The following is a 24813-nucleotide window of genomic DNA, read 5'->3' on the forward strand; positions in this document are numbered from 1 at the left end:
GCCCCCGCCAGCGTCAGCGCAACTCCCGGCTGGCTGATGCGACGGCGGCGGCAGCGCGGTCGACGTCGGCGAGGGTGGTCCAGCGCCCCATGGAGAGCCTGATCGCGCTCAGCGCGCGGCCCGTCTCGATCCCCATGGCGGCGAGGACTTCAGACGGCGTGTCGCGTCCGGAGTGACATGCCGAGCCTGCGGACGCCGCGATGTCCGCCGCGGCGCTGAGGACGCTGAGCGCACGGGTGTCGTCGATGCTGATGTTGAGGGTGTTCGGGAGCCGCCGGACGGGGTGACCGTTGAGGTGCACCCGGCCAGGAAGGAGCCTCTCCAAGGCCGCCTGCAGGTGGTCGCGGAGGCTGGTCAGGCGCCCAGCCTCGCCTGCCTCGACGGACCGGCCCGCGAGCAGCGCGGCATGCCCGAACCCGGCGATGTAGGCGACGTTCTCCGTCCCCGCGCGAAGTCCGCCCTCCTGTCCACCTCCGCCGACGAGCGGGCGTAGTCGGACGCCGTCGCGGACCCACAGCGCGGCAACCCCCTTGGGGGCATACATCTTGTGTCCGACGACGGTGAGGAGGTCTACGCCGAGCTCCGCGACGTCGACGTTGACTTTCCCGGCCGACTGCGCGGCGTCGCAGTGGACCAGCACGCCGCGGGAGTGCGCGGCGCGCGCGATCTCGGCGATCGGCTGGATGGTGCCGGTCTCGTTGTTGGCGTGCATGACGCTGACCATCACGGTCGATTCGGTGATCGCCGCGGCGACGGCCCCGGGGTCGACGAGGCCGTCCCCGTCGACGCCGACGACGGTGACGTCGACACCGTGGAGCTCCGCCAAATCGGCGCACGCCGCGAGCACCGCGGGGTGTTCGGTCGCCTGGGTGATGACGTGCGGGCGTCGGCCCTCCCGCCGGTTCGCGAGAACGGCGCCTCTGATGGCGAGCGCGTCGGCCTCCGAACCGCTGCCGGTGAACACCACCCGGCCGTGCTGCCCGCCGATGAGGTCGCTGACCTGCATGCGCGCTACCTCGACGGCCTGCCGGGCCGCCTGGCCGTACGCATGGCTGCTCGACGGGTTGCCGAACTCCCGCGACAGGAAGGGCAGCATGGCCTCGAGTACCGCCGGGTCGACGGGCGTGGTGCCGTTGTAGTCCAAGTAGACCGGGCGGCCCACCATGGCCGGGTGAGGAGCGTTCATGGGTCTAGAAGACCAGCACCTTGTCCGCTGCGAGGGTGTTGTCGGTGAGTTCCTCCATGGTGGAGCGGCGGGCGCCCTCTACCAGCATCTCGGCGGTGATGCCCCGCGCGTCCATGCAGGTGCCGCAGCACAGGATCTCGCCGCCGTTGCGGGTGACCGTGCCGAGCATGCGGTCGAGCTTGTAGTAGCCGTCGGGCGTCTTCTGGCCCGCCATCGCCGCGGTGACGCCGTCGCCCATGAGGAAGACGGTGGTGTCGATGCCCTCGCGCTTGGCCATGGAGGCGGCGAGCCGGATGGCGTTGTAGGTAGAGTCGAGCCCGTAGGCCGAGCCGTTGATGATGATGAGGGTCTTCATGAGGGTTCCTTGTCCGGTCAGATTCGTTCGACGGTGGTGGTGAGGGGGATGGGGTTGGTGACGGTGTAGACGAAGGGGCACTTGGCGCGAGCCTCGTCCTGCCAGCGGCCCAGCGTGACGTCGTCGACGTCGGCCGCGACCGTGACGCTCACCCTGATCTGTTCCATCAAGGGGCTGTCGCCGAGGTCGTACACGGCCGCGACGTTGACGTCCTGTTCGGCCACGACACTGAGGTCGTCGAGCTCGACACCCTCGGTGGCGGCGATGGTGACGAGGGTCGCGGCGTAGCAGGCGGCGAGCCCGGCCAACATGTACTGCAGGGGGTCGGGGGCGAGGCCCTGGCCACCGAAGCCCGGGGCCACGTCGACCTGCAGGTCGGTCGAGGTGCTGCCGTGCTGGATGGACGCGGTGAACGCGGGTTGCCCTGCCTCAAAGCTCCATCGTCCTTCCACGCGCTTGCGCAAGCGGAAGACCGCGTCGTCGCTGCGGCCGCGCTCCATCACTCCGGCGAGGACGTCGAGGTCGAGGTTGTTGAGCCTCATTGCGTCTCCTATTCAACGATATGCTTGAACACGGATGCTAGCACCCGTCGCGCGGGGCTGCACTACTATTCGCAGGAATCGTTGAGGAGGCGGGCATGGACGGCCGACAGTTCAAGGACGAGGTGTTCAGCCACTTCGCCCGCATGGGTGCCGCCTTCGGGCACGCCAAGCGCGTCGAGATCATCGACGTGCTCGCTCAGGGGGAGCGCAACGTCGAATCGCTCGCCGAACAGATCTCCGCGAGCGTGGCCAACACCTCCCGCCACCTCCAGATCCTCTCCGCCGCGGGGCTCGTGTCCCGCCGCGTCGAGGGCACCGCCAGGGTGTATCGCCTCGCTGATCCGGGCGTCGAGACCGCCTACCGGACGCTCGTCTCGCTTGCCGAGGGCCGGGTCGCGGAGGTCGCCTCACTGACAGAGGCCTTCTTCACCGACGCCGACGGCACGCGCCCGGTCGCGTTCGACGAGCTGGAGACCCTCAGCCGATCCGGCGACGTCGTGCTGGTCGACGTCCGGCCGGCCAGCGAGTTCGCCGCCGGGCACGTCGACGGCGCCCTCAACATCCCGCTGGCGGACCTCTCCGTGCGGATGTCCGAACTGCCCGACGATGCCACCGTCGTCGCCTACTGTCGCGGGCCGTACTGCGTCATGGCCGCCACGGCCGTCACCCGGCTGCGAGACAGCGGACGCAGTGCGGTGCGGCTTGAGGGCGGCTACCCGCAGTGGCGCGACGCCGGGCTCCCGGTCGCCGACGGACCAGGCGCGGCCGAGGAACCCCCGGCGTAGACTGGAAGGGTCCACGGGTCTGGTTCGGGCTCTGGGCAGGGGCCGCGACGGCCTGACCGGGGCGAGCGGCCCGTGATCGGAGGCGATCATGCGGGCCATCACAATCGCAGTCCTGGGGTGTGCGCTGTTGCTGGGCACTGGCTGCGCCGGCGGAACCGCCCCACCGCCGTCGACCACGACCACAGGCGAGCAGACAGCGACGACGGCGTCGCCCGCAGGTACCCCCTTCCCTGGCGAGAACCCGGTCCATCTGCTGTACATCTCCGACTCCGGCGGCTGGGAGACAGCCGAGGCCTACGCCGCCATCGCCGAGGAACAGCTCGGCGTCGATGTGGAACTGGTCGATTGGCGCGTCGGCGGCCTCCCGCTCCGAAATGTGCCCGCCCTCATCGCGGCCAACCCCGACGTCGTGGCGCACGCCGAGATCGTGGTTGTGTTCGGGAGCCCGGCCCATTCAGGGGCGAAGATGGACCAGTACGTCTGCGTCGACCACGACGGCCTGGGCGATCCGGGGGTCTACACCGTGGCGGACTGGGATCCGTACGCCGCGCTCGCCGGTGACATCGTCGACTCGATCTGGGAGCTCCGCGACCGCAAACCCACCGCGATCCGGATGACCGACGCATACATCCCGCTGACCGCGGACTGGGAGGAGCACGGGGTTTTCGAGCCGTGCATGACCAGCTTCGAGACCATGTCCGAGGCGTTGCAGGGCGCGGCTGAGGCGCACGGAGCGACATTCGTGTCCTCGCTGGACACCTACAACGGTCCCGACCATCGTCGAGACGCCCGCGCAGCCGGCCTGATCGCCGACGAGATCCACCCCAGCGCGGCCGGCGGGAAGGCCATGGCCGAGGCTCTGGCGGCCGTCGGCTTCCAGCCCGGCTCCGCACCATGAGCGCTGGGCCACGAGCGTGGGCTAGGTGCTGAGGTCGGCGACGGCGGTCAGCCCGAGTTCGGCGAAGCCCCGCACCAAACCTGACCGGTGCGGCGGCTCGACCACGTGATCGGCCAGCGCCATCACCTCCGGCGCCGCGCCCTCCACCACCACAGCTGTCCCGGCGTGGGCCAGCATCTCCAGGTCGTTGTGACCGTCGCCGATGCCGATGATGTCGCCGCGTTCGACCCCGAGGTGGGCGGTCGCGACCTCGATCCCGACGGCCTTGTTGACGCCCCGCAGGTGGATCTCCCCGGCGTGGCCGGTCAACCCGGTGACGGAGTTCGGCAGTGCGCCCACCCGGGGCCCGACCATGTGGGCCAACTCGCTGATCGCGACCGGGGAGGCGAAGATCGTCACCTTGCCGAACGAGGCCGCGGCGGGGACCGACACGGCGCGCAGGTGACGCAGGATGTCGTCGACGCCCTCGTCGGACCCGTCGGAACCGAGCGTGGCTCCCAGGATCTCGCGCATGCGCTCCTGGATCCCCGGCGGGCCGTACAAGGCGTCGGGGGCCTCGAGGATGAAGGTCGCGTCGTGGGCGGCCAGGACGGCGACGACGCGCTCGGCCAGATCCCGCGGGAATCGGGTGTCGGCGAGGACCCGGTCGCCTACCTCGACGTACCCACCCGCGGCGCCGACCATCCCATCGAATACCGAGTCCAGGATGCGCGGGGGCACCATCGCCTTCGGCCTGCCCGTGCACAGGAACACATGGTGACCGTTGCGTCGCGCTTCCCGCACGGCCGCCACGTGGCCGGCTGGGACCTGCCCGCGGTCGGCGTACGTCCCGTCGAAGTCGATGAACACGGCCTTCGGCATCTCACGTCCCCTCTCGTCGCTGCCCGCGGGCCGGTTCCGGCTCACTCGTCGTCGTCGGTCACCGTGCGCAGGAAGTTCTCGAACTCCGCGGCGAGTTGGTCGGCCGAAGGGATCCGCGACGACTCCGGGGCCCAGAGGTTGGGGTGGTGCTGTCCTTCGAGGAAGGCGTCGTACTGCTGCTCCAAGGCGGCGACCACGGCCTGGACCTCCTCGTTGCCCTCCACCTCGGCGGCGATGGCGCGCCGGTTGGCCTCGGCGGTCTCGACCAGTCCGTCGTTGGGCAGGTGGAGCCCCGTCAGGTCGACGATCGCGTTGAGGGCTGCGAGGGCGCCGTCGGCGAACTCCGACGCGGCCAGGTAGTGCGGGATGTGCAGCGCGAAACCCGCGGCGCGGTGCCCGGCCTCCCCGAGGCGCAGCTCGAGCAGCGCGCCGATCGAGCCCGGCACCTGGACGCGCCCGAAGGGGGAGTGGGTGTCGCCGATGAGCGCGGGGTCTGTCGCGTGGGCGGTCATCCCGACCGGCCTGGTGTGGGGCACCGCCATCGGCACGCCGTGGACGCTGACCACCAGAGTGACGCCGAGCGCGACCACCAGCTCGCGGATCGCCGCGACCATCCGCTCCCACTGGAAGTCCGGCTCCGCTCCCGAGAGGAGCAGGTACGTGTGGCCGTCGCGGTCGGTGAGCCGCTGCAGGATGATCGACGGCGCCTCGTACTCGGCCCACCGGTTGACGTCGAAGACCATCGCCGGACGCCGGCCGCGGTAGTCGAACAGCTGGTCGACGTCGAACGTCGCGACGACCTCGGCCTCGCCGGTCTCGACGAGGTGCTGGGTCAGCGCGCGCTGGATCTGCCCGGCGTCGATGAAGGCGCCCAGCGCCACCACGAGGACGCCCGAGCCCGGGTCCGTGAGGTCGACGTGGGTCTCGAGGCGGTAGAGATCAGACGGGTTCTGCACGGGACAAGCGTTGCACGTCGTGCGAAATCCGGCAGCGGGGTGCCCGCCTACGGGCGAAGATCGCCGTCCACATACATCCATCGTCCGGCCCGGCGCTCGAACCGGGACCGCTCGTGCACGCGGCCCGGGCGGCGGCCGTCCCGGTGGTGGGCGATGAACTCGACGACGCCGGTCGAGTCGTGCTCGCCGCCGTCGACGACATCGACGATCTCCAGGCCGGTCCACGCGGAACTGTCGACGGTGACCCGCTCCGGGCGGGTGCGCGGGTGCCAGGTCCGCCAGAGATGGTCAGGCAGGCCCAGCGCGAAGGCCGAGTAGCGCGACCGCATCAGAGCCTCAGCGGTCGTGGCCTGGGCGTCACCGGCGTGCAGGGGCCCGCAGCACCCCGCATAGGGGCCGCCGCCACACGGGCACTGGGTGGGATCGGTCATCTGGCGCCTCCTTCGGCGCGACGCTAGCACCGGCCGGCCTGCTTGGGGCACGCCGGGGCGGTGGCAGCGTCAGGCCACGACCTCCGTGTGCCTCCTCCGGATTATTGGTCCGTGGCTCGCGGCTCGAATTCGACCAGGCCGTCACCCTGGCCTGACAAGGCTTGCCGTCCTTTCTTCGTCGGGGGTGATCGCTACCCCGGCGACGCCTGCCCGGTGACTCCCGGCCGGTCCTCTAGGACAGGCATCTCGACACAGGGCAGGCGCCCCAGCGACGCCTGCCCTGGAGAGCAGGCGCACCGAGGCATGGCAGGCGCGGTGTTCGACGTGGCGTATGGGCGCTACTCGCGCGCATCGCGTCTGGAGGTGGTGGGCGACCCCTCCTCGGACAGTCTGGCTTGTGAGCGGTTGAATGTTCCTGTGATCGCACAGCAGAATCTGCAGTCGTGGTGGGCGGGGCTCACTTCCGAACAACGCGGGCGCGCCGTCATCGTCGCATCCCGCCCTGCGCCGCGCGGGATGCTGATCGACGACCTGACTGCGTCGATGATCCAGGCCGCACTGCCGACGTCGCGGCAGATCTGGACCGGCCAGCCTGAGCACCTCGTGGAGATGCTGGACGATGTCGCGGAGTTCGTGCTGGGGGTTGGCCGGGTGCCGTGAGGTCCGTGGTGCGGTCGCCGAGACGCGGGCTGGGGGGTCGTCGAGGGCTACGGTGAACGTCATGCTGATGGACAAGTCCTTCTCCGAGCTCACGACGACCGAGCTGTACGCCATCCTGCAGCTGCGGGTGGACGTGTTCGTCGTGGAACAGGCGTGTGCCTATCCGGAGCTCGATGGCCGCGACACCGAGCCGGAGACCCGGCACCTCTGGCTCCCCGCCGGGGATGGTGCGGTGGATGAGGTGGGTGTCGCCTCATATCTGCGGGTCTTGCAGGAGGGTGAGGGCGTGCGGATCGGGCGTGTGGTCACGCATCCTGCCTTGCGAGGGACTGGACTGGGGCGGGTGCTTGTGCAGGCGGCGATCGACGCCCACTCCCGCATGCGGATCGATATCGACGCACAGTCCCATCTTGCGGGGTGGTATGGGACGTTCGGCTTCCGCGTGATGGGGGAGGAGTTCCTGGACGCCGGGATCCCGCATCTCCCGATGGCGCACATGCCCGCTACGTCGGTGGCGCCCTGACTCGCGCCTCGCCTGAGCCGCTCGGCGAGGGAGGCGCCTGTCCTACCTCTCGTCGCCTGCCCTCTAGGACGGGCGTCGAGCATCACGGCAGGCGCCCTGGGCCGCGGGGCAGGCGAAGCGCAGTAAGGCAGGCGTCGTGAATGTAAGGCAGGCGTCGTGAAAGTAGGGCAGGCGTCGTGAAAGTAGGGCAGGCGTTGTGGAGTAGGGCAGGCGCCAGGCCGAGAGCGGGCCGGCCTCAGGCCGCGACCGGGTCAGGTTCCGGCTCGATCGAGGATGCCGAGCCTGCGGCTGGCGCGCCGCTGACAGTCGCGGAGTCCGTCCGACGGCCGACGCCCCGGCCGGGCCGGCCGCTACGCCGCGACGGGAGCGGAGTCCGGCTCGGCTGCGGCGCTGTCTGTCGGGCGGAGCTCCCACCGGTCGACGACCGACTGAGGCACCCGGACCGCGACGATCGCCGTCGACAACAGCATCAGCACCACCACCGTGAGGAACACCGCAGGGATCCCGAACCACTGCGCCACCTGCCCGCCCGCCACGGCGCCGAGCGGCATGGCGCCGAAGCCGATGACCCGGGCGGCTCCGTGCACGCGGCCCAGCAGGCGCTCCTCGACCATCCGCGGCCGCAGCGACCCGCTGACGACGTTACCGACGACGCCGAACACCCCCGCGCACATGAGGAACAGTGCGAAGGACCATGCGGCCGGCCACAGCAACGGCAGCAGGTTGACCAGCGCGGCGGCACCCCAGCAGGCGACCAGCACCCGCATCTCGGACCAGCGCGCCGTCACCGGCCCCGCGACGACGCTGCCCAGCAGCCCGCCCACCGGCATCGCGAGCAGCACCAGCGAGAAGGCCTGTGGGGTCAGACCGGCCGCCGAGCCGGGCCCGACCATCCACAGCACGAACACCGCCGACAGCGCCGTCGACCCGAAGTTCCACAGTCCGGCGGCGATGAGCAGCGGCCGCAGCACGCGGTGTCGCCACAGCACGCTCAGCCCTTCCCCCAGATCGCGGCGCATGGCGCCGCGCCGGGTCGCGCCGGCCGCGGCGGGCACGACGTCGGCCGCGGCCCTGGGCGCGGTGAACCCGCCGCGTAACCCCAGGGCCAGGACCACCACTGCCCCGGCGACGATGAGGGCCGGCACCCCGGTCACCCATGCCGCACCGACGGCGACCAGCAGGCCTGCCACCGGGGGAGCGACGAAGCCGCCGGCGGTCTGCTCGACCGCGAGCAGGCGCGAGTTCGCGCTGCGCAGCGCCACGCCGTCGCGGCCGACGAGCGCCGGCACCTGCGCCTGGGCGGCGAGGTCGGTGAACACCTCGGTGAACCCGTAGGCCAGTGCGAAACCGATCAGCCACCAGATGCTGAGCGCCCCGGCCGCGCCCACCATCGCCACGGCCGCGAGGAGCGCGGCGCGCTGCCCCAGCGCGACGAGCATGGTGCGGCGGCGGTCCCAGCGGTCGACGAGCACCCCGGCGGGGATGCCGGCCAGCAGCCATGGCAGCCACACGGCCGCGGTGAGCACCCCGATGAGTCCGGGGGAGCGGGTGAGCGTGATCGCGAGGAGGGGCACGCCGGTGGCGACGACCCCGTCGGCGAGGTTGGCCAGGGCGACCGTGGAGAGATGGATGCGGGAACGTGGGTCGAGCTGGCGCGCTGGCATGAGGACCTCCACTAGACTGATGCAGAAGAAGTTATGCAAAGAATTCTCTGCAAAGGCACCTCTGCATCATGGCTGAGCGCAAGACCCATTCCAGGCCGGCGACGGCGCAGCAGATCAAGGCGTTCGCGCACCCCCTGCGCATGCAGCTCTACCGCCTCCTGAGCGATCAGGGCCAGGCCACCGCCAGCGTCCTGGCGCGCGAGACGGGGGAGAGCACGGGCCAGACCAGCTACCACCTGCGCCAGCTCGCGAAGTTCGGCTTCGTGGAGGAGGTGCCCGGTGAAGGAACGGCCCGCGAACGCTGGTGGCGCGCCGTCGGCTTCTCCTACGACCGCGTGGACGACCCCGACAGCCACACGGTGCGCACCCTGAACCGCTGGATGATCGACAACCAGTCCGACACGCTGCACGCCGCCCTCGCCGCCCTGCAGCACGACGACGAGGGCTGGCGCGACGCCAGCGTCCTCGGATCCACCAGCGGCTGGATGACCCGCGACGAGCTTGAAGCCCTGAGCGAGGAACTGCTCTCGGTCGTCGAGCGGCACACCGAGCAGGCCAAGGCCAGGCGCGACGAGGCGGGCCCCACCCCGGCGCACGTCGCCGCGCGCCCCGGCGAGCGGCGGGTGAGGGTCTACATCAGCGCGCTCCCGCTCCCGAGCAGCGACGCCGGCGGACAGGGGGCCGCGCGATGAGCCGCGGCGCGCCCCGCAAGGTCGAGCGCCCCGGCGAGCCCGACGGCCCCCGCGTCGAGCGCACCGATCGCGTCTGGCGGATCCGTTCCCTGGCCGCCGCGCAGCAGGTCCTCCGCGCCCGGCACGCCACGACGCAGGCCGGCTTCACCGCCGAGGCCATCCCCAAGGGGTACCTCAAGCACCACCCCATCCTCATGTCGGACGGTCCCCTGCATGACGAGCAGCGCAGGAAGGTCGCGCGGTTCTTCGCCCCCGCCGTCGTGGCCAAGCGCTACGAGACCCGCATGGAGGAGTGCGCCGAACGCCTCCTCGACGAGGCGGGCCCCGAGATCACGCTCGACGAACTGGCCCTCCACTACACCGTCGAGGTCACGGCCGAGGTGGTGGGCCTCACCGCGTCGCCGCCGAAGAAGATGGCGGCCCGGCTCGTGACCTTCTTCAACCAGCCGCCGTTCGACATCACCAAGCCCGGCCTCGGCCGCACCAACCGGCAGTGGATGCAGGCCGCGTTCAACGGCCTGGCCCCCATCCTGAAGTTCCACGTCCTCGACGCCCGCCCGGCCATCCGCACCCGCCGCAAGGCGCCGCAGGACGACATCATCAGCCACCTCATCGCCGAGGGCTACACCGACCTCGACATCCTCGTCGAGTGCGTCACCTACGGCACCGCCGGCATGGTCACCACGCGCGAGTTCATCTGCATGGCCGCCCTCCACCTCCTCGGCGACGACGCGCTGCGCGAGCGCTACCTCGTCGCCGGCCAGCGGGAGCGACACGCGATCCTGGCCGAGATCATCCGGCTCGAGCCCGTCGTCGGCCACCTCTATCGCCGCGTGCAGGAGGCCATCGAGGTCACCGACCGCGGCGAGAGCCACACGCTCGAACCCGGCGACCTCGTCGACGTGTTCGTCCGCCCCGCCAACGCGGACCCCGACGCCGTGGGCGAGGATCCGCTGCACCTGTGCCCCGGCCGCGACACCGCCTCCGGCGTCAACGAGACCGGATTGGCGTTCGGCGACGGCGCCCACAAGTGCCCGGGTCAGCCGCTCGCGATTCTCGAGTCCGACGTCCTCCTCCTGCGGCTGCTGCGCCGCCGCCCGCGCATCGTCCGCACCCCGGAGCTGGGCTGGGACGACCTCATCGCCGGCTACTGGCTGCGGGGTTTCGTGCTGCATCAGGACGGTTGACCGCGCGCACCCTGCCATGATTGGCCTATGACCGTCCCTGACCCAGCGACCCCGCCCTGGCGACGACCTCTGCGCCAGGTCAACCACGAGCGCGCGCCGTGGATCTACCACCTCATCGCGCGGTTTGCGCAGACCGTGGTGCCCATGGTGGCCCGGCGCCGCTGGGTGGGGATGGAGAACGTGCCCAAGGAGGGGCCGGTCATCGTCGTGGCGAACCACATCTCCAACTTCGACCCCATCGTGATGGGCGAGTTCCTCATTTGGAGCGGCCGTTGGCCGCGGTTCCTCGGCAAGGCCGACATCTGGAAGGTCCCCGTGCTGGGCTGGATCGCCCGGCAGGCGGACCAGATCCCCGTGCACCGCGGCACGACGCGCGCCGCCGACTCCCTCGTCCACGCCCACGAGGCGCTCAAGAGGGGCAAGCTCGTCGCCATCTATCCGGAGGGCACCATCACCGGGGACCCGGACGTGTGGCCCATGAGCGGGCGCCGGGGTGCGGCCCGGCTGGCCCTCGACTCCGGGGCGCCGGTGATCCCCGTCGCCCAGACCGGCGCGCACCTCATCCTCGGCCAGAAGAGCCTCGAGTTCCGCAAGTTGTTCGGGCGCCGCCGCGACGTCGCGGTCATGGCGGGCCCGCCGATCGACCTCACCCCGTTCCAGGGCCGCCCACGCAACCCTGCGCTCCTCGACGAGGTCACAGACCTGTTCCTCGACGTCATCACCGGCATGGTCGCGGAGCTGCGCGGCGAGCAGCCGCCGGAGGGGCGCTACGACATCCGCAAGGGCATGCGCGTGCCGAGGGAGCCCCGCGCCGACCAGTAGACTCACGCACGCCCCACCCCAAGGAGGACCCGTGAGTGACCGGACGCGCGTCGCGCTGATCTTCGGCGGCCAGTCGTCGGAACACGGCATCTCGTGCCTGACGGCCGCGAGCGTGCTCAAGGCGATCGACCGCGACCGGTACGACGTCGTCGGCGTCGGCATCACGCGCACCGGGCGCTGGACCCAGATCCCGCTGGAGACCATCCGCGACTACCGGATCGTCGACGGTGTGGTCCCCGAGGTCGCGGAGCCGCGGCACGACGCGGTGTGGATGGTCGGCGAGCACGGCTGCGAGGTGGCCACCCGGGCGGGGGAGACGCTGGTCGACATCAACGGCGTCGACGTCGCGTTCGCCCTGCTGCACGGGCCGTTCGGCGAGGACGGCACCATCCAGGGCATGTTCGAGCTCATGGGCATCCGCTACGTCGGCAGCGGCGTCGCGGCGTCCGCGATCGGCATGGACAAGCACTTCATGAAGGTGGCGTTCGAGGCCGCCGGGCTGCCGGTCTGGCCCTACGTCGCGGCCTCCGCGCACCGGCTCCGGCATCACCGCGCCGCCGTCGTCGCCGAGATCAACGAGCGGCTCGCCTACCCGCTGTACGTCAAGCCGGCCCGCGGCGGGTCGTCGCTGGGCATCGTGCGGGTCACCGATCCCGCCCAGCTGGACGCCGCGATCGACGAGGCGCAGCGCTTCGACCCGAAGATCGTGGTGGAGCAGGGCTTCGTCGGTGCGCGCGAGCTCGAGGTCGCGGTGCTGGGGGCGCCCGGATCGCCGGATGGGTGCCTGGCGTCGGCCGTCGGCGAGATCCGCGTGCACGCCGAGGACGGCTTCTACGACTTCCACGCCAAGTACATCGACGAGAACGGCGCCGCCCTCGACGCCCCCGCCGACGTGACGCCCGAGCTGACCGCGCGGCTCCAGGACCTGGCCCGGCGCTCCTACGAGGCGGTCGGCGCCGAGGGCCTGGTCCGGGCGGACTTCTTCGTCACCGACGACGGCGCCTGGATCAACGAGGTCAACACCATGCCCGGCTTCACGCAGATCTCCATGTACCCCACGCTGTGGCAGGAGGCCGGCATGACGTACCCCGAGTTGGTCGGCCGCCTCATCGACCTCGCCATGGAACGCCCCCTCGGGCTGCGCTGACGTGGCGGGCGAGTTCGAGCTCATCGACCGCATCACCGAGGGGCTGACCGTCGGCGACGACGTGGTCCTCGGCGTGGGCGACGACGCGGCCGTGCTGGCGCCGTCGGGCAACATCGTCGTCACCACGGACATGCTGATCGAGAACGTCCACTTCCGGCGCGCCTGGTCGCCGGCCCGCGCCATCGGCCGCAAGGCGGTCGCCGTCAACGTGTCCGACGTCGAGGCCATGGGCGCCCGACCCAGCGCCGTGGTGGTCGCGCTGGCGTTCCCGAAGGACCTCGACCAGGACTGGGTGGCTGAGTTCGAGGCCGGCGCCGTCGAGGAGTGCCGCCGGGCGGGGGTGAGCCTCGTCGGCGGCGACCTGTCGTCGTCGGCCCACATCGCGATCACGGTCACCGCCATCGGCGACCTCGACGGCAGGGCCGCCGTCACGCGCGCCGGGGCCCGCGTGGGCGACATCGTCGCGGTGTGCGGCCGCCTCGGCTGGGCCGGCGCCGGGCTCGCGGCACTGCAGCGCGGGTTCGGGTCGCCGAAGGAGGTCGTCGCCGAGCAGCTCACCCCGAGCGTCCCCTACGGCCAGGGCGTCGTGGCTGCCCGGGCCGGCGCCACCGCCATGCTCGACGTGTCCGACGGGCTCCTGGCCGACCTCGGCCACATCGCCGAACGCAGCCACGTCCTCATCGACGTCGACTCCATGCTCCTGGAGGTCCCCGACGCCGTGCAGCGCGTCGCGGCCGCCACCGGCCGGCCAGCGCTGGGCTTCGTGCTGGCCGGCGGCGAGGACCACGCGCTCGCCGCCACCTTCCCCGCCGACGGCGCGCTCCCTGAGGGCTGGCGGCGCGTCGGCTCGGTCCGGGACGGCTCCGGGATCGTCGTCGACGGCGCCCCCTTCGACGGCAGCCTCGGCTGGGACCACTTCGCCCAGCGCTGAGCGGGCCATCCACAGCAGCGCCGGGGGAAATACCGGGCTTCGCCGCGCCCTCGGCTAGGTTGGACCCCATGGCGTCCCGCGGTTCTTCCCCCACGCGGAACGCCGGCACCGCGAGCAAATCCTCCGGTGCTGCGCGTTCCCGCACGACCCCGGCCCCCCGGAAGTCGACGAGCACCAGCCGGTCCGGCTCCGCCCGGTCCGGGGCGTCGTCGCGCCGTCCACCGGCCAAGAAGCCCGCCGCCCGGCAGCCGGGCGGATTCTCGCGCGCCGTGGGCGCGCTGCTGCGCGGCATCGGCGCGATGTTCCGCGGGCTGGCGGCCGGCGTCGGCTGGGTGGCGCGCAGCTTCGGCGGCGCCGCGCAGGACGTCGACCCCAAGCTCCGCCGCGACGGCTGGGGCCTCGTGCTGCTGGCCCTCGGCATCGTCGTGGCGGCCCGCTTCTGGTTCGCGCTGCCCGGCCCCGTCGGCCAGGCGCTCGGCGACGGCATCTCCACCGTCTTCGGCTCCGTCGCGATCCTGATCCCGGCCGTGCTGCTGTACGGCTCCTGGCGCGTGCTGCGCCACCCCCGCGACGTGGACGCCGCCCCCCGCACCGGCCTCGGCTGGGTGCTCATCACCATGGGCGTGCTGGGGCTCATCCACATCAACCGCGGCATGCCCGCCCCCGCCGACATGCCGGCGCTCCGCGAGGCCGGGGGAGTGCTGGGCCACGTGGCCTCCAGCCTGCTGGTCGACCTGCTGACGGTCTGGGTCGCGGTGCCGCTCCTGTCCATCGTCACGCTGTTCGGCACCCTGCTCGTCATCGGCCGCCCCCTGCACGAACTCGCCGCCGGCGCCCGCAACGCGTTCGGCGCCCTCGTCGAGCACGACGACCAGCGCGACCGCCCCGAGAAGCTGAAGCTCGGCGTCGACGTGCCCTACGACACGCCGTTGATCGAGGACCCCGCCGAGGACTCCGCGGACGACGTCTTCGACGTCGACGCCCAGGACGACGAGTACCTGATGCCTGCCGCGGCCGCCGAGCCGCGGCAGATCCCGGGCCGGCCCAAGGCCGACGCCCCCCGCGACCTCGAGCCCCCGCCGCACACTCCGCCGCCCGCCCGGGCTGAGCAGCTGCAGCTCAGCGGCGACATCGTCTACGCCCTGCCCGAGGACCGCGTGCTCGCACCCGGCAGCAAGCCCAAGGCCCGCACGGAGGCCTCCGACAAGGTCGTCCGTCAGCTGGGCGACGTGCTGCGCGAGTTCGAGATCGACGCCCGCGTCACCGGCTACACGCGCGGCCCGACGGTCACGCGCTACGAGGTGGAGCTCGGCTCCGCCATCAAGGTGAGCAAGGTCACGGGCCTGGCGGACAACATCGCCTACGCCGTCGGCTCCAACGAGATCCGCATCCTCACGCCCATCCCGGGCAAGTCGGCCATCGGCATCGAGATCCCCAACGTCGACAAGGAGGTCGTCTCCCTCGGCGACGTCCTGCGCTCGACGAAGGCGAAGAACGACCACCACCCGCTCACCGTCGGCCTGGGCAAGGACGTCGAGGGCGGCTACGTCGTGGCCAACATGGCCAAGATGCCGCACCTCCTCGTCGCCGGCGCGACCGGCTCGGGCAAGTCGAGCTTCATCAACTCGCTCATCACGTCGATCATGATGCGGGCCACCCCGGACGAAGTCCGGCTACTGCTGGTCGACCCGAAGCGGGTGGAGCTCAACCACTACGAGGGCATCCCGCACCTGGTGACCCCCATCATCACGTCGCCTAAGAAGGCCGCGGAGGCGCTGGCCTGGGCCGTGCGCGAGATGGACATGCGCTACGACGACCTGGCCGCCTTCGGCTTCCGGCACGTCGACGACTTCAACAAGGCGGTCCGCGCCGGGCAGGTCAAGGTCCCCGAGGGCTCCGAGCGGGTCCTGGCGCCCTATCCGTACCTGCTCATCGTCGTCGACGAGCTCGCCGACCTCATGATGGTGGCCCCCCGCGACGTCGAGGAGTCCGTGGTCCGGATCACGCAGCTGGCGCGCGCCGCCGGCATCCACCTCGTGCTGGCCACCCAGCGCCCGTCCACCGACGTCGTGACCGGCCTCATCAAGGCCAACGTGCCGTCGCGGCTGGCGTTCGCGACGTCGTCGATGACGGACTCGCGCGTCATCCTCGACCAGCCGGGCGCTGAGAAGCTCGTCGGCAAGGGCGACGGGCTCTTCCTGCCCATGGGCGCCGGCAAGCCCATCCGCGTGCAGGGCGCCTGGGTCAACGAGTCCGAGATCCGCGACGTCGTCACCTTCGTCTCCACGCAGCTGCAGCCCAACTACCGCGACGACGTCACGACGGGCGCCGCCACGGAGAAGAAGGTCGTCGACGACATCGGCGACGACATGGAGCTCGTGCTGGACGCCTGCCGCCTCGTCGTGGAGCTGCAGCTGGGCTCGACGTCGATGCTGCAGCGCAAGCTGCGCGTCGGTTTCGCGAAGGCCGGCCGGCTCATGGACATCCTCGAGAGCCGCGGCGTCGTCGGCCCCTCCGAGGGCTCCAAGGCCCGCGAGGTGCTCGTCAAGCCCGAGGACCTGGACGAGGTGTTGGCCAACCTCGCCGCGGGATAGGGATAATGGCGTCCACCATGACTGCCCCACACTCGGTCCACATCGCCTCCCTCGGCTGCGCGCGCAACGACGTCGACTCCGAGGAGCTCGCCGCCCGTCTCGAGATGGGCGGCTTCCTCCTCGTCGACGACCCGGAGAGCGCCGAGACCGTGGTGGTCAACACCTGCGGCTTCGTCGAGCAGGCCAAGCAGGACTCCATCAACACGCTCCTGGAGGCCGCCGACCTCAAGTCGGGCGGGCAGGTCCGCTCGGTGGTGGCCGTCGGCTGCATGGCGGAACGCTACGGCGTCCAGCTCGCCGAGGCGCTCCCGGAGGCCGACGCCGTGCTCGGGTTCGACGACTACGTCGACATCGCCGACCGCCTGCGCGGCATCCTCGACGGCGAACGCCACATCTCGCACGTCCCCAGGGACCGCCGGCACCTGCTGCCGCTGACCCCCGCGGCCAGGCCCGCCGCCGCCCGCGGTGTCGCGGTGCCGGGCCACACCCCGCTGCCCGACGGGCTCGCCCCCGCCACCGGGCCGCGCGCGCTGCGCCGTCGGCTCGCCGGCGGTCCCTCAGCGTCGCTGAAGATCGCCTCGGGCTGTGACCGGCGCTGCGCGTTCTGCGCCATCCCGGCGTTCCGCGGCTCCTACCTGTCGCGGCCCGTCGAGGAGGTGGAGGCCGAGGCGCGCTGGCTCGTGGAGCAGGGCGTGCGGGAGGTCTTCCTTGTGTCGGAGAACACCTCGTCCTACGGCAAGGACCTCGGCGCCGACCACCGCCTGGAGACCCTGCTGCCGCGCCTGTCGCGCATCGACGGCCTCGACTGGATCCGCGTGTCGTACCTGCAGCCCGCCGAGATCCGTCCCGGGATGCTGGACGCGATGCTCGGTACGGACAAGGTCGTGCCCTACTTCGACCTCAGCTTCCAGCACGCCTCCCGCTCGGTGCTGCGCGCCATGCGCCGGTTCGGCGACGCGGACAGCTTCCTCGACCTCATCGGGCGCATCCGCGCGGCCGCACCCGCCGCTGGGATCCGCAGCAACGTCATCGCCGGCTTCCCCGGCGAGACCGACGCCGACGTGCAGATCCTGCGGGACTTCATCGTCGCAGCCGAGCTCGACGTCATGGGCGTCTTCGGGTACTCCGACGAGGAGGGCACGGAGGGCGTCACCCTGCCGGGGCACCTGAGCGACGACGAGATCGAGGACCGGCGCGCGTCGCTGGCCGATCTGGCGCTGCAGGTCTGCGAGGCGCGCGCCGCGGACCGGGTCGGAGAGGATATCGTCGTGCTCGTCGAGAGTGTCGACGAGCAGATCGTCGGCCGCGCGATGCACCAGGGCCCCGAGACCGACGGTGTGGTCACGCTCGACCGTGAGGCGGCCGTCGGCGACCTGGTGACGGCGACAGTGGTGGACTCGATCGGAATCGATCTGATGGCGGAGGCGACGTGAGCGAACCCCGACGGGCGACGGACCGGCCGAGCAACTGGAACGTCCCCAACGCCCTGACGGTGGTCAGGATCATCCTCGTCCCCGTCTACGTCGTGCTGCTGTTCGCGGCGCCGGACGACCTCGGCTGGCGGATCGCCGCCACGGCGGTGTTCGTCGTCGCGATGCTGACCGACCTGGCCGACGGTCACATCGCACGCAGTCGCAACCTCATCACCGACTTCGGCAAGCTGTGGGACCCCATCGCCGACAAGGCGCTGACCGGCGCGGCCTTCGTGTCGCTCAGCATCCTCGAGGCGTTCCCCGGCCAGGTCGGGCTCCCGTGGTTCTTCACCATCATCATCCTCGTGCGCGAGTGGGGGATCACCTGGGTGCGGGCCGCGATCGCCAAGTACGGCATCATGGCGGCCAACAAGGGCGGTAAGGCCAAGACGCTGACGCAGTCGCTGGCGCTGATCCTGTTCAGCCTGGGGCTGCAGTTCCTTCCCGGATGGATCCAGGTGGTGGCGTGGATCCTGGCGTGGGCAGCCCTCATCCTCACCGTCGTCACCGGCCTTGACTACCTACGGCACGCCTGGAAGATCCGCGCTGACGCCCGGGCGGGGCGGGTAGGCTGACGGGACCGCACTCGACGAGGAGACTCCCATGACGTTGGCCGCCGACGTGATCGCGAAGATGACCCATCGTTCCGTGACGCTGGCCACGTGCGAGTCGCTGACCGGAGGTGGCGTCGGTGCGGCGCTCACCTCGGTGCCCGGGGCGTCGGCCGTCTACCGCGGCGGCCTCATCACCTACGCCAGGGACCTCAAGAGCCGGCTGGCGGGGGTTGACCCTGAACTGATCCAGGCCGAGGGCGTGGTCAACGAACTCACGGCCCTGCAGATGGCCGTCGGCGCCCAGTCGCGGTGCGACGCGGACTGGGGGGTGGCCACCACAGGTGTCGCGGGCCCGACCGAGGCGGACGGCGTGAAGGTCGGCACGGTGTGGTTCGCCGTCGTGGGTCCGCGGGTCGGGATGTCGCCGCCCCCGCAGTACACCGAACTCAAGCACTTCGAGGGAGACCGGGAGACCGTCCGAGCGGCGGCCACCGAGCACGTGTTCGAGATGCTGCTGCGCGTCCTCTGACCGCACGGGAGCGCTCGCCAGGAATTTCTCCCAGAGGTCGGGAACAAACGGCCCCGGCCAGCGGTTGCAGTGTGTCGAGGGCGGGCACACAGCTCGCCGGTTGGGATATGGAAGCCGTGAAGACGATTCTGATTCGTAAGGTGATGGGCGAAACTCTCCGGGAGCTCCGGATGGGCGCCGGCATGACCCTGCGAGAGGTCTCCATGGCCAGCATGGTCTCGCTGGGCTACCTCTCCGAGATCGAACGCGGCCACAAGGAGGCGTCGAGCGAGGTGCTGTTCGCCATCGCGTCCGCGCTCGACGTGTCCCTGTCCGAGCTGATGATCGCGATCAGCGGCAAGCTCGCGGCGCTCGAGGCGGCCCGTGTGCCGCGCGTGGCGGTCGCCGCCTGACGTCAGCTCGGCGCGTCCACCACGTGCACCTCGACGCCCGCGTCGCGTAGCCGCTGCAGTTCGTCGGCCGGGGCCCCCGAGTCGGTGACCACCACGTGGACCTCCGAGATGTCGGCCATCTTCGCCAACGTCGGCCTGCCGACCTTCGACGAGTCGACGGCGACGATCACCCGCTGCGAGCGCTCGATCATCGCGTAGTTCGTCCGAGCCTCGATCTCGTCGTGGGTCGTCAGGCCCTCGGCGGCCGTGAGCCCGTCGACCCCGACGACGGCCGTGCCGACGTTGACCATCTTCATGGTCTGCTCCGCGAGGGAGCCGACGAGCTCCAACGAACTCGACCGCAGCACGCCGCCCGCGATGAGGACTCTCGCCTGGCCCTGCTCGGCGGCCTCCAGGCCGATGCTGATCGAGTTGGTGATGATCGTGAGGTCGTTGCGGTCGTGCAGCGCGCGCAGGACCTCGGCCGTCGTCGTGCCGCCCGTCAGCCCGATGGCGTGCTTGCCGTGGGGGATGAGCTCGGCGACCGCGCGGGCGATCCGCCGTTTGGCCTCCTGGTTGCGCCCGTCGCGGAGCCGCACGGGCAACTCGCGGTTGCCCTTGGCCGGCCGGGCCCCCCCATGCGTCCGGTCGAGGAGTCCCTGCGCCGCGAGCACCGCGACGTCGCGGCGGATGGTGGCCGCCGACGCCCCGAGTTCCTGCGCGAGCAGGGACAGGGGGAGCGGGCCGCGGTCGTTGAGCATGGCCAACAGCGCGACCATGCGGTCCGAGCGCTTGTGCGACGGGACCCCTGGTGCGTTCATGCGCGACTGCTCCTCTGCGTCGGGCGGGTGTCCGCCGTGCTCACTTGCCATGCGCGAGCGTACAACGGATTGTGCGCGTTCGCGCGACGATTGAGCACAGTCGGCGACCGGTTGACGGGGCGGGTACGGTGGCGGCGTGCGTGAGGTCGAGCTGTGGCAGCGGATGGGCGAGGTGCTGCCCGGCGGTTACGCCTCCGTGTGGGCCGACCAGGTCGTGCTGGCCGATCTCGGCGGGCGGACCGTCCGCGAGGCGCTCGCGGCCGCCGTGCCGTGCAAGCGCATCTGGCGCGCGGTGTGGCGGCAGCTCAAGCTCCCCGACCGCCTGCGCTGACCCGCCGACACGCCGCCGTGGCGACGCGCCAATCGAACGGGTGTTCGGGTAGGCTGTGCCTCAGTTCTCCACAGGAGACGGCGCGGACGGGAAATTGTCGGTGGCCCTTCCTAGTGTGAGGGTCGACATCGTTACACCTGGCCGAACACCCCGGTCCAGTCAGAGAGGACACCCCATGGCCGTTGCGGACCGTACCAAGGCGCTCGAGGCAGCCCTGGCCCAGATCGAGAAGGCCCACGGCAAGGGCTCCGTCATGCGCCTCGGCGAGGACACGCGCCAGCCGATCGACATCATCCCCACCGGGTCCGTGGCGCTGGACGTCGCGCTCGGCATCGGCGGGCTGCCGCGTGGCCGCATCGTGGAGATCTACGGCCCGGAGTCGAGCGGTAAGACGACGGTGGCCCTGCATGCCATCGCCAACGCGCAGCGCGGCGGCGGCATCTGCGCGTTCATCGACGCGGAGCACGCGCTGGACCCGGACTACGCCCAGAAGCTCGGCGTCAACACCGACGAACTGCTCGTGTCCCAGCCGGACAACGGCGAGCAGGCGCTCGAGATCGCCGACACGCTGGTGCGTTCGGGCGCCCTGTCGCTCATCGTCATCGACTCCGTGGCCGCGCTGACGCCGCGTGCCGAGATCGAGGGGGAGATGGGGGACTCGCACGTGGGCCTGCAGGCGCGGCTCATGTCGCAGGCGCTGCGCAAGATGACCGGAGCCCTGAAGTCCACCAACACGTCCGCCATCTTCATCAACCAGCTCCGCGAGAAGATCGGCGTCATGTTCGGCAGCCCCGAGACCACCACCGGTGGCCGGGCGCTGAAGTTCTACTCGTCGGTCCGCATGGACGTGCGTCGCATCGAGACGCTCAAGGACGGCACGGAGATGGTGGGCAACCGCACCCGCGTGAAGGTGGTCAAGAACAAGGTGGCCCCGCCGTTCAAGCAGGCCGAGTTCGACATCATCTACGGCGAGGGCATCTCCCGCGAGGGCAGCCTCATCGACATGGGCGTGGACGCCGGCATCATCCGCAAGGCGGGCGCCTGGTTCACCTACGAGTCCGATCAGCTGGGCCAAGGCAAGGAGAACGCCCGCACGTTCCTCAAGAACAACCCGGACGTGGCGGCGGAGATCGAGCGCCGCATCCGGCTCCACCTGGGCGTGGATAAGGAGGCGGTCCCGGAGGGCGTGGATCCGGCCACCGGCGAAGTTGACTTCTGAGTCCGAACGGGCCACCCAGGTCGAGGTGGCCCGCAAGATCGCGCTTGATCTCCTGTCCGTCCGCCAACGCTCCGCGGAGGAGCTGCGGCGGGCCATGGCGAAGCGCAACGTCCCCGAGGACGTCGCCGAGGAGATCCTCGAGCGGTTCCAGGACGTGGGCCTCATCAACGACGCCGCGTTCGCAGCGGCCTTGACGGCCTCCCGGTCCGAGTACTCCCTCCGCGGGCGCCGTCGCATCCGGCAGGAGCTCCAGGCCAAGGGCGTCAGCCGCGAGCTGGCGGACGAGGCCCTGGCGTCGCTGCCCCCCGAGGACGAGCGGGCTGCGGCGCTCGCGCTCGCTGAACGTCGCGCCCGGTCGCTGTCCGGCCTGGAGCCGCACGTGGCCCGCCGGCGGTTGATGGGAATCCTGGCGCGCCGCGGATTCCCCGGCAACATGGTCTCCTCGGTGACCGACGAGGTCCTCGGCCGGTGGACCGACGCCGACCACGGCTGTTGAGTTTTCCACAGGTCAGGAATAGGCTCGACGCCAAGGTCCACGGACCCCGCATAAACCCGCCCGGATCGCCGGGCACAGTGAAACGACACTCACCAGCGGCCTCGGCCGCTGTCTGACTCCGTGCGTGGCGGCGCTGCCGCCGCGTCTCGCCGACCCCGAAGGTCGGTCGTCTGCTGACCGGTGTGTGCGGCGTGCGCGGGACCGGGAGGTTCGCAGACAACAGGAGGCGCCGTGCCCGAGCTCGGATGGATCGTCGCAGGCGTGGTCGTGGTCGCCGCCGCCGTTCTGGCGTGGCTGCTGTGGCGGGCCACCGTCCGCAACCGGCTCGAGCGGGACTCGTGGGAACGCCGGTCCCGCGCGGACATGGCCTCGATCCGCGAGTCGGCCCAGGCGGCCGCGGAGACCATCCGCGCCGACGCCGAGCGGCTGCTCGCCCAGGCGCAGGAGCGGGCCCGCGAGGCCCTCGACGACGTGGAGCGGCGGCGCGGCGAGATGGAGGCCTCCCTCACCGCCCAGCGCGCCGAGCTGCGCGAGGTCCGGGCCACGCAGGAGCGGCGCGAGTCGCGTCTGCATGAGCGCGAGGACCGGGTGTCGGCTGAGGCCGAGGGCCTGGAGTCCAGGGCGCAGCGGCTCGAGGCCCAGCGCACGCAGTTGAAGGAGCAGCGCGAGGCCCTGCGCCTCGAGCGCGACCAGGTGCACGCGGAACTCGAGCGCGTGGCCGGGCTCACCGTCGCCGAGGCGAAGGCCGAGGTGCTCGCCGAGGCGGAGCGGCAGGCCAAGCTGACGGCCACCGCCCTGGCCCGCGACATCGAGGGCGCGGCGAAGCGGGAGGCCGACAAGCTGGCCCGCTCCATCATCGTCACGGCCATCCAGCGCGTCGCCTCCGAACAGACCAGCGAGTCCGTCGTCTCCACCGTCGATCTCCCCAGCGACGACATGAAGGGCCGCATCATCGGCCGCGAGGGCCGCAACATCCGCGCCTTCGAGCAGATCACCGGCGTCAACGTGCTCATCGACGACACCCCCGAGTCGGTGCTGCTCAGCAGCTTCGACCCGGTCCGCCGCGAGATCGCCCGCCTCACGCTCACCGACCTCGTCGCCGACGGGCGGATCCACCCCGCCCGCATCGAGGAGGTCTACGAGCGGGCCGAGCGGCGCATCCACGAGCGGATCGAACGCGAGGCCGAGGACGCGCTCACCGAGGTGGGCATCGTCGACCTCCATCCCGACCTCGTGCCCATCCTGGGGTCGCTGGCCTACCGGACGTCCTACGGCCAGAACGTGCTGCGGCACCTGGTCGAGTGCGCGCACCTGGCCGGGGTCATGGCCGCCGAACTCGGCCTCGACGTCGCTACGTGCAAGCGGGCCGCCTTCCTGCACGACATCGGCAAGGCGCTCACCCACGAGGTCGAGGGGCCGCACGCGCTCATCGGAGCCGAACTGCTGCGCAAGCACGGCGAGCATGAAGACATCGTCCACGCCGTCGAGGCCCACCACAACGAGGTCGAGCCCCGCACCGTCGAGGCCGTCCTCACCCAGGCGGCCGACGCCATCTCCGGGTCACGGCCGGGAGCCCGTCGGGAGTCGCTCGAGGCGTACGTCGAGCGCATGGAGAACCTGGAGGGCATCGCCCTGGCCCACGAGGGCGTGCTGCGGGCCTACGCCATGCAGGCCGGCCGCGAGGTGCGGATCATGGTGGCGCCCGACCAGGTCGACGACGCCGGCGCGCACGCGCTGGCCCGCGACATCGCCGCGGAGGTCGAGCGCAACCTCAGCTACCCCGGGCAGATCCGGATCACCGTGGTGCGCGAGTCGCGCGCCACGGAGACCGCCCACTGACGGGTCAGGAGACCCGGAAGCCCCACACCGAACGCGAGCCCTGGCCCGGCTCCAGCACGATGAGACCGTCGTGCGTGGGACCCTCGTTGAAGGCGTCCGGACCGCAGGTCATCGGCTCCACCGCCAGTGCCACGCGGTCCGGGTGCGTGAACACCTGGCCCCACGGCAGCGACTCGTCCGCCCACAGGGTCACGGTCCTGCCGCCGGTGGTCACCGAGAGTTCCCAGGCGCCGTCGGCGCCGGTGAGCGCGGTGTCGAACTCGGTGTCGCCGACGGGGCGCGCGCTGCGGAAGTCGTGCTCCGGGGTCACGTCCGCGACCTCGATCGGCAGCAGGCGCTCGGGGTCGACGAGCAGTTCCTTGGCGAACGGGAGACTGAGTTCGGCGGTCGCGACGTCCGCCTTCAGGTACGGATGCGCGCCGTAGCCGTACGGGGCGCGGGTGGCGCCGACGTTCGTGACCTCGACCGTGACCGTCAGCCCGTCCTCGCCCACGCGGTGCCCGATCGTCGCCTCCAGGACCGCGTTCCAGCCGCGCTGCGGGTAGTAGCGCGACGTGAGGACCACCTCGTCGTCGGTGTGGGAGACGAGCTGCCACGCGACGCCCTCGTTGAGACCGTGCAGCGCCGTCGTGCGGGGAACCTCCGTGATCGGCAGCTGGTACTGCGCGCCGTCGAAGGTGTAGCGGCCGTCGCGGATGCGGTTGGGCCAGGGGAGCAGCTGGCGGCCCATCGAACCCGAGGGGGCCTCGTCGGCCGCGAACGTCCACAGCACCTCCTCGCCGTCGAGCGTCAGGGAGCGCAGCGTGGCGCCGACCTCGGTGACGACGGCGCCGTAGCGGCCGTGGCTGATGGAGTACTGCGTGCCGGTGGGGTTCAACGTCATGGCCAGAGCCTACGACAGCCGTGATTCGGCCGCCCCCCACCACCGCGTTTAGCATGGTGGGACC

General features: G+C 71.3%; 27 protein-coding genes. 18 read left to right on the forward strand and 9 right to left on the reverse strand.

The window, feature by feature from the left end; genetic code table 11:
* Positions 1–13: 13 nt before the first annotated feature.
* Genes BCR15_RS05400 through BCR15_RS05410 form a run of 3 tightly spaced genes read right to left on the reverse strand, consistent with a single transcriptional unit; the run spans position 14 to position 2083 of the window.
* The gene (locus tag BCR15_RS05400; RefSeq protein ID WP_068751181.1) at positions 14–1186 is read right to left on the reverse strand and encodes a cysteine desulfurase family protein; all 1173 of its coding nucleotides are present in this window, start codon (positions 1184–1186) and stop codon (positions 14–16) included.
* Between the two features lie 4 nt (positions 1187–1190).
* On the reverse strand, positions 1191–1541 hold the full coding sequence (locus BCR15_RS05405; RefSeq protein ID WP_068751182.1) for a DsrE/DsrF/TusD sulfur relay family protein: 351 nt from the start codon (positions 1539–1541) through the stop codon (positions 1191–1193).
* A gap of 17 nt (positions 1542–1558) precedes the next feature.
* Positions 1559–2083 (reverse strand): OsmC family protein, encoded by a 525-nt coding sequence (locus BCR15_RS05410; protein ID WP_068751183.1) that lies wholly within the window; start codon positions 2081–2083, stop codon positions 1559–1561.
* A 95-nt stretch (positions 2084–2178) separates the two neighbouring features.
* Between BCR15_RS05410 and BCR15_RS05415 the strand changes: the two genes are divergently transcribed.
* Positions 2179–2868, forward strand: a complete 690-nt coding sequence (locus BCR15_RS05415) for a metalloregulator ArsR/SmtB family transcription factor (RefSeq protein ID WP_068751184.1) — start codon at positions 2179–2181, stop codon at positions 2866–2868.
* 88 nt (positions 2869–2956) lie between these two features.
* The gene (locus tag BCR15_RS05420; protein ID WP_068751185.1) at positions 2957–3766 is read left to right on the forward strand and encodes an SGNH/GDSL hydrolase family protein; all 810 of its coding nucleotides are present in this window, start codon (positions 2957–2959) and stop codon (positions 3764–3766) included.
* A 21-nt stretch (positions 3767–3787) separates the two neighbouring features.
* Here BCR15_RS05420 and BCR15_RS05425 read toward each other — a convergent pair whose 3' ends face one another.
* Genes BCR15_RS05425 through BCR15_RS05435 form a run of 3 tightly spaced genes read right to left on the reverse strand, consistent with a single transcriptional unit; the run spans position 3788 to position 6014 of the window.
* Entirely contained in the window at positions 3788–4627 is an 840-nt protein-coding gene (locus BCR15_RS05425) for an HAD hydrolase family protein (RefSeq protein ID WP_068751186.1), read from the reverse strand.
* Positions 4628–4668: 41 nt separating this feature from the next.
* Positions 4669–5583 carry a proteasome assembly chaperone family protein gene (locus tag BCR15_RS05430; RefSeq protein ID WP_068751187.1) on the reverse strand — a complete coding sequence of 305 codons (915 nt, stop codon included), beginning with the start codon at positions 5581–5583 and terminating at the stop codon, positions 4669–4671.
* A 47-nt stretch (positions 5584–5630) separates the two neighbouring features.
* Positions 5631–6014 (reverse strand): YchJ family protein, encoded by a 384-nt coding sequence (locus BCR15_RS05435; RefSeq protein ID WP_068751188.1) that lies wholly within the window; start codon positions 6012–6014, stop codon positions 5631–5633.
* 303 nt (positions 6015–6317) lie between these two features.
* On the opposite strand from BCR15_RS05435, the gene BCR15_RS05440 reads away from it, so the two are divergent.
* Both BCR15_RS05440 and BCR15_RS05445 read left to right on the forward strand, forming a co-directional pair.
* Positions 6318–6674: a hypothetical protein gene (locus BCR15_RS05440; protein WP_141680046.1), complete on the forward strand. Its 357-nt coding sequence runs from the start codon at positions 6318–6320 to the stop codon at positions 6672–6674.
* 61 nt (positions 6675–6735) lie between these two features.
* On the forward strand, positions 6736–7197 hold the full coding sequence (locus tag BCR15_RS05445; RefSeq protein WP_068751190.1) for a GNAT family N-acetyltransferase: 462 nt from the start codon (positions 6736–6738) through the stop codon (positions 7195–7197).
* Positions 7198–7547: 350 nt separating this feature from the next.
* On the opposite strand, the gene BCR15_RS05450 is transcribed toward BCR15_RS05445, so the two are convergent.
* Positions 7548–8861: an MFS transporter gene (locus BCR15_RS05450; protein WP_068751463.1), complete on the reverse strand. Its 1314-nt coding sequence runs from the start codon at positions 8859–8861 to the stop codon at positions 7548–7550.
* 68 nt (positions 8862–8929) lie between these two features.
* Here BCR15_RS05450 and BCR15_RS05455 point away from each other — a divergent pair, with 68 nt between their 5' ends.
* From BCR15_RS05455 to BCR15_RS05500, 10 genes are all read left to right on the forward strand, one after another.
* Entirely contained in the window at positions 8930–9553 is a 624-nt protein-coding gene (locus tag BCR15_RS05455) for a winged helix-turn-helix domain-containing protein (protein WP_068751191.1), read from the forward strand.
* Positions 9550–10740, forward strand: a complete 1191-nt coding sequence (locus tag BCR15_RS05460; protein ID WP_068751192.1) for a cytochrome P450 — start codon at positions 9550–9552, stop codon at positions 10738–10740. Before BCR15_RS05455 ends, BCR15_RS05460 begins: the two co-directional genes overlap by 4 nt.
* A 27-nt stretch (positions 10741–10767) precedes the next feature.
* On the forward strand, positions 10768–11562 hold the full coding sequence (locus BCR15_RS05465) for a lysophospholipid acyltransferase family protein (protein WP_078919593.1): 795 nt from the start codon (positions 10768–10770) through the stop codon (positions 11560–11562).
* A gap of 31 nt (positions 11563–11593) precedes the next feature.
* Positions 11594–12709, forward strand: a complete 1116-nt coding sequence (locus BCR15_RS05470) for a D-alanine--D-alanine ligase family protein (protein WP_068751193.1) — start codon at positions 11594–11596, stop codon at positions 12707–12709.
* A 1-nt stretch (position 12710) separates the two neighbouring features.
* Positions 12711–13640 carry a thiamine-phosphate kinase gene (locus BCR15_RS05475; protein WP_068751194.1) on the forward strand — a complete coding sequence of 310 codons (930 nt, stop codon included), beginning with the start codon at positions 12711–12713 and terminating at the stop codon, positions 13638–13640.
* 68 nt (positions 13641–13708) lie between these two features.
* Positions 13709–16234 carry an FtsK/SpoIIIE family DNA translocase gene (locus BCR15_RS05480; protein WP_176715189.1) on the forward strand — a complete coding sequence of 842 codons (2526 nt, stop codon included), beginning with the start codon at positions 13709–13711 and terminating at the stop codon, positions 16232–16234.
* 17 nt (positions 16235–16251) lie between these two features.
* Positions 16252–17667: a 30S ribosomal protein S12 methylthiotransferase RimO gene (gene rimO / locus BCR15_RS05485; protein ID WP_068751466.1), complete on the forward strand. Its 1416-nt coding sequence runs from the start codon at positions 16252–16254 to the stop codon at positions 17665–17667.
* A complete protein-coding gene (gene pgsA / locus BCR15_RS05490; protein ID WP_068751195.1) occupies positions 17664–18281 on the forward strand; it encodes a CDP-diacylglycerol--glycerol-3-phosphate 3-phosphatidyltransferase in 618 nt (205 codons plus the stop codon). The genes rimO and pgsA overlap by 4 nt, the downstream gene beginning before the upstream one ends.
* A gap of 28 nt (positions 18282–18309) precedes the next feature.
* Positions 18310–18789 (forward strand): CinA family protein, encoded by a 480-nt coding sequence (locus BCR15_RS05495; protein ID WP_068751196.1) that lies wholly within the window; start codon positions 18310–18312, stop codon positions 18787–18789.
* A 116-nt stretch (positions 18790–18905) separates the two neighbouring features.
* Positions 18906–19181, forward strand: a complete 276-nt coding sequence (locus BCR15_RS05500) for a helix-turn-helix domain-containing protein (protein WP_068751467.1) — start codon at positions 18906–18908, stop codon at positions 19179–19181.
* 2 nt (positions 19182–19183) lie between these two features.
* Here BCR15_RS05500 and BCR15_RS05505 read toward each other — a convergent pair whose 3' ends face one another.
* Positions 19184–19939 carry a DeoR/GlpR family DNA-binding transcription regulator gene (locus tag BCR15_RS05505; protein WP_068751468.1) on the reverse strand — a complete coding sequence of 252 codons (756 nt, stop codon included), beginning with the start codon at positions 19937–19939 and terminating at the stop codon, positions 19184–19186.
* A gap of 178 nt (positions 19940–20117) precedes the next feature.
* On the opposite strand from BCR15_RS05505, the gene BCR15_RS05510 reads away from it, so the two are divergent.
* The 4 genes from BCR15_RS05510 to rny all read left to right on the forward strand — a co-directional run bounded on the left by BCR15_RS05510 (position 20118) and on the right by rny (position 23866).
* Positions 20118–20312, forward strand: a complete 195-nt coding sequence (locus BCR15_RS05510) for a DUF3046 domain-containing protein (protein WP_068751197.1) — start codon at positions 20118–20120, stop codon at positions 20310–20312.
* 175 nt (positions 20313–20487) lie between these two features.
* A complete protein-coding gene (gene recA, locus BCR15_RS05515; protein WP_068751198.1) occupies positions 20488–21531 on the forward strand; it encodes a recombinase RecA in 1044 nt (347 codons plus the stop codon).
* 25 nt (positions 21532–21556) lie between these two features.
* Positions 21557–22027, forward strand: a complete 471-nt coding sequence (locus tag BCR15_RS05520) for a regulatory protein RecX (RefSeq protein ID WP_083196581.1) — start codon at positions 21557–21559, stop codon at positions 22025–22027.
* A gap of 231 nt (positions 22028–22258) precedes the next feature.
* Positions 22259–23866, forward strand: a complete 1608-nt coding sequence (gene rny / locus BCR15_RS05525; RefSeq protein ID WP_068751200.1) for a ribonuclease Y — start codon at positions 22259–22261, stop codon at positions 23864–23866.
* 4 nt (positions 23867–23870) lie between these two features.
* On the opposite strand, the gene BCR15_RS05530 is transcribed toward rny, so the two are convergent.
* Complete coding sequence (locus BCR15_RS05530; protein ID WP_068751201.1) at positions 23871–24749, reverse strand: aldose 1-epimerase family protein; 879 nt, start codon at positions 24747–24749, stop codon at positions 23871–23873.
* Positions 24750–24813 lie beyond the last annotated feature (64 nt).

Source organism: Tessaracoccus lapidicaptus, assembly GCF_001693815.1.
Classification (GTDB): domain Bacteria; phylum Actinomycetota; class Actinomycetes; order Propionibacteriales; family Propionibacteriaceae; genus Arachnia; species Arachnia lapidicapta.

Coding starts and splice junctions, on each gene's coding strand:
- BCR15_RS05505 (WP_068751468.1), bottom strand. CDS start 19,939: ATGGTCGCGCTGTTGGCCATGCTCAACGACCGCGGCCCGCTCCCCCTG.
- BCR15_RS05460 (WP_068751192.1), top strand. CDS start 9,550: ATGAGCCGCGGCGCGCCCCGCAAGGTCGAGCGCCCCGGCGAGCCCGAC.
- BCR15_RS05425 (WP_068751186.1), bottom strand. CDS start 4,627: ATGCCGAAGGCCGTGTTCATCGACTTCGACGGGACGTACGCCGACCGC.
- BCR15_RS05450 (WP_068751463.1), bottom strand. CDS start 8,861: ATGCCAGCGCGCCAGCTCGACCCACGTTCCCGCATCCATCTCTCCACG.
- recA (WP_068751198.1), top strand. CDS start 20,488: ATGGCCGTTGCGGACCGTACCAAGGCGCTCGAGGCAGCCCTGGCCCAG.
- BCR15_RS05455 (WP_068751191.1), top strand. CDS start 8,930: ATGGCTGAGCGCAAGACCCATTCCAGGCCGGCGACGGCGCAGCAGATC.
- BCR15_RS05480 (WP_176715189.1), top strand. CDS start 13,709: ATGGCGTCCCGCGGTTCTTCCCCCACGCGGAACGCCGGCACCGCGAGC.
- BCR15_RS05495 (WP_068751196.1), top strand. CDS start 18,310: ATGACGTTGGCCGCCGACGTGATCGCGAAGATGACCCATCGTTCCGTG.
- rimO (WP_068751466.1), top strand. CDS start 16,252: ATGACTGCCCCACACTCGGTCCACATCGCCTCCCTCGGCTGCGCGCGC.
- BCR15_RS05530 (WP_068751201.1), bottom strand. CDS start 24,749: ATGACGTTGAACCCCACCGGCACGCAGTACTCCATCAGCCACGGCCGC.
- BCR15_RS05405 (WP_068751182.1), bottom strand. CDS start 1,541: ATGAAGACCCTCATCATCATCAACGGCTCGGCCTACGGGCTCGACTCT.
- BCR15_RS05445 (WP_068751190.1), top strand. CDS start 6,736: ATGCTGATGGACAAGTCCTTCTCCGAGCTCACGACGACCGAGCTGTAC.
- BCR15_RS05435 (WP_068751188.1), bottom strand. CDS start 6,014: ATGACCGATCCCACCCAGTGCCCGTGTGGCGGCGGCCCCTATGCGGGG.
- BCR15_RS05465 (WP_078919593.1), top strand. CDS start 10,768: ATGACCGTCCCTGACCCAGCGACCCCGCCCTGGCGACGACCTCTGCGC.
- BCR15_RS05440 (WP_141680046.1), top strand. CDS start 6,318: ATGGCAGGCGCGGTGTTCGACGTGGCGTATGGGCGCTACTCGCGCGCA.
- BCR15_RS05420 (WP_068751185.1), top strand. CDS start 2,957: ATGCGGGCCATCACAATCGCAGTCCTGGGGTGTGCGCTGTTGCTGGGC.
- BCR15_RS05410 (WP_068751183.1), bottom strand. CDS start 2,083: ATGAGGCTCAACAACCTCGACCTCGACGTCCTCGCCGGAGTGATGGAG.
- BCR15_RS05415 (WP_068751184.1), top strand. CDS start 2,179: ATGGACGGCCGACAGTTCAAGGACGAGGTGTTCAGCCACTTCGCCCGC.
- BCR15_RS05400 (WP_068751181.1), bottom strand. CDS start 1,186: ATGAACGCTCCTCACCCGGCCATGGTGGGCCGCCCGGTCTACTTGGAC.